The organism is Amycolatopsis kentuckyensis (genome assembly GCF_002155975.1).
Taxonomy (GTDB): Bacteria; Actinomycetota; Actinomycetes; order Mycobacteriales; family Pseudonocardiaceae; genus Amycolatopsis; species Amycolatopsis kentuckyensis.
In genome coordinates this window covers 1-1,133 of sequence record NZ_MUMI01000764.1, presented here as the reverse complement: position 1 = coordinate 1,133, position 1,133 = coordinate 1, and the positions used below count along the sequence as shown (strand labels likewise).

The 1,133-nt window shown below is 73.2% G+C and carries 1 protein-coding gene and 1 pseudogene; one reads left to right on the top strand and one right to left on the bottom strand.

Annotation, left to right across the window (positions count from 1 at the left end; all coding sequences use genetic code 11):
- Nucleotide 1: 1 nt before the first annotated feature.
- The gene (locus CCN39_RS47425; protein ID WP_086853700.1) at nt 2–463 is read right to left on the bottom strand and encodes a DUF6474 family protein; all 462 of its coding nucleotides are present in this window, start codon (nt 461–463) and stop codon (nt 2–4) included.
- Between the two features lie 81 nt (nt 464–544).
- Between CCN39_RS47425 and CCN39_RS47420 the strand changes: the two are divergent.
- Nucleotides 545–1,133: pseudogene (locus tag CCN39_RS47420) on the top strand (TM0106 family RecB-like putative nuclease); the annotation flags it as partial.

Here is a 1,133-nt window from a genome sequence, read left to right as displayed (position 1 = left end):
GTCAGATCCCCAGCCGGTGCAGCAGCTGCCCCTCCAGCCGCTCCAGCTCGCCTGCCACCGCTCGGTGCACCGACTTCCGCCGCGCCGCCGGCATCCGCTCCGCCGCGCGGACCGAAGCCGACAGCTGCTCCAACGTCCCCAGTGCTCCCTGCACGAACTCCTGGTCCGCCTTCGAAGCCTTCTCCGACTTCCGCAGGTCCTGGCAGCCCTCCGCCACGCCCGCGATCCGGGCGTGCAGGGCCGCGCCCCGGCCGGTGTACTCGCCCAGCCGGTCGATCGAAACGCCCAGCTTGCGCGCCTGGTAGCGGTCGTACGCCTCCCGGGCCGCGCCCGCCGCGCGCACCGCCAACGGCGCCACCACCGGGATCACCGCCGGGCCGAGCACCTTCGCCACCGCGACCGCGTTCTTCGCCCTTTTTGGGGTGAACCTGGCTTCACCCTCGACCTTGGCCTTGCGCGCCATGGCACCTCCTGCGACGTGTCGAGGTCGAACTTACTGGTCGCCCGGGTGGCGGGCATGTCGGCTCGGCGGTGGGAATCTAGAGTGATCTCCATGAACACCGAGGTGGTACTCGACGCGGGCGCGGTCAGCCGCTGCCGTCGCCGCGTGCACCTCGAACACGACCCCACCATGCGCGAGGTCCCGCTTTCGCCGCCCGACCCCACCGCGCAGCAGCGGATCGACGACGCCGCCGCCCACCGCGAGGACATCGTCACCCGGCTGATGGCCGCCAACGACGACCGCTGGGTGAAGATCGGCCGCGACCTGCCCGCCCACGAGCGCGTCGAGCAGACGCTGCAGGCCTTCGCCGACGAGGCGCGCTACATCTGGGGTGCGCTGCTGCCGGTCGACCCGGCCGGGCACCGGCGCGGCGGGATCGACCTGCTCGTCCGCACCGGCCGCGGCTACGTCCCGGTGCTCGTCGTGCGCCACCGCATCACCGACCGCGGTGCCGGCGCGATCGTCACCGCGATGACCGACCTCGACCCGGCCCACCGTGCCGCCGACGAAGGCCGCAAGGTCCGGTCGCAGCCGCGCGACCAGCTCCGGCTCGTGCACATCCGCCGCATGCTGCAGACGCTCGGGCAGGCCGACGAGAGCCTCACCCTCGGCGGCGTCATCGGGCTCGACG

What these genes read in the sequence shown, in the direction of transcription:
- CCN39_RS47425 (WP_086853700.1), bottom strand. Translation starts at nt 463, where the DNA reads ATGGCGCGCAAGGCCAAGGTCGAGGGTGAAGCCAGGTTCACCCCAAAA.